Raw genomic sequence first — 1,230 nt, forward strand, 5'->3', positions numbered from 1 at the left:
GGATACTTGGATTAACACAAATCAAATTAAATATGTTGAATGTAATTGGGTTCAAATTGGAAAAAGAAAATTATTCAAAAAGGCTTTAGTGTTTTTGAAAAGAAAGTTTTTAAGTAATGTTGGGAAAGATGAAACACATTTTTAAGTTGATTAGATAAAATATTTGGTTGATAATTATGAGTGAGTTTTTATCTAACAAAGTTTGCTAATTTACTAAGAAAAGGACTTAATTAATGAATAAAGAAGTAGCAGTTGTTTTAGTGACTTTTAATCGTTTAGAGTTATTAAAAAAATCGATTAATAGCGTTTTATCACAAACGACACCAGTTAAAAAGATTTTTATTATTAATAATCATAGTACTGATGGAACTGAAAATTATTTAAAAGGTTACCAGAACGACAATCGTTTTAAAGTTATTAATCTTAAAGAGAATCTTGGTGGAGCCGGTGGATTTAGTGCTGGGTTAAAGGAAGCTTATTCCTATGGTCCATATGATTTCTATTGGATTATGGACGATGATACTTTCCCAGAATCAGATTCATTGACTAATTTACTTACGGTTAAGACTCAAGCTGGGGTTTTAGCTAGTAACGTTTTATGGCGTGACACTGATGAAGTATCTATTATGAATATTCCTGATCCTAGCAATAAGTGGACGGCTAAGTCTTTGGATGATCTTTATAGAATTAGTAGTTCTTCGTTTGTCTCTATGCTAATTTCTAATAAAGCAATTGAAATATGTGGTCTTCCAATTAAAGAATTTTTTATTTGGGGTGATGATAAAGAATATTCAAATCGAATTATTAAAAAATTGGATGGTTATTTTGTACCTAAAAGTATCGTTAGACACCAGACTAAAACTAATACGGGTGTTGATATAATTAATGAACCAAACAAAGGAAGAATCAATCGATATTTTTATGCAGAGAGAAATGAACTATATATTGCTAAAAGAGACGGGCTTAAAGCAACTATAAAAAACGAGTTGAGTTTTTTATATTTGATTATCAAAATATGTATTCGTAAGTCTAATTTTAAATTAAAAAAATTAAAAACCATTATCAAGGGTCATTTTGCAGGCTGGTTTTTTAAACCTAAAGTTGAGCAAGTAACCCAAAAGGAGAAATAAGATGACTGATTATTTAGTAGTTGGTTCAGGGTTATTTGGATCAACCTTTGCCCATGAAGCCGCTAAACGAGGTCACCACGTTGAAGTAATTGAAAAACGT

The 1,230-nt window shown here is 29.8% G+C and carries 2 protein-coding genes; both read left to right on the forward strand.

Annotated features, from left to right (window positions below; all coding sequences use genetic code 11):
- Positions 1-233: 233 nt before the first annotated feature.
- Positions 234-1,130 (forward strand): glycosyltransferase family 2 protein, encoded by an 897-nt coding sequence (locus FD36_RS06330; protein WP_056958857.1) that lies wholly within the window; start codon positions 234-236, stop codon positions 1,128-1,130.
- A gap of 1 nt (position 1,131) precedes the next feature.
- Positions 1,132-1,230: NAD(P)-binding protein (locus tag FD36_RS06610; RefSeq protein WP_156402043.1), on the forward strand; the 99-nt coding region annotated here is incomplete at its 3' end.

The organism is Fructilactobacillus sanfranciscensis DSM 20451 (assembly GCF_001436035.1).
GTDB classification, from domain to species: Bacteria; Bacillota; Bacilli; order Lactobacillales; family Lactobacillaceae; genus Fructilactobacillus; species Fructilactobacillus sanfranciscensis.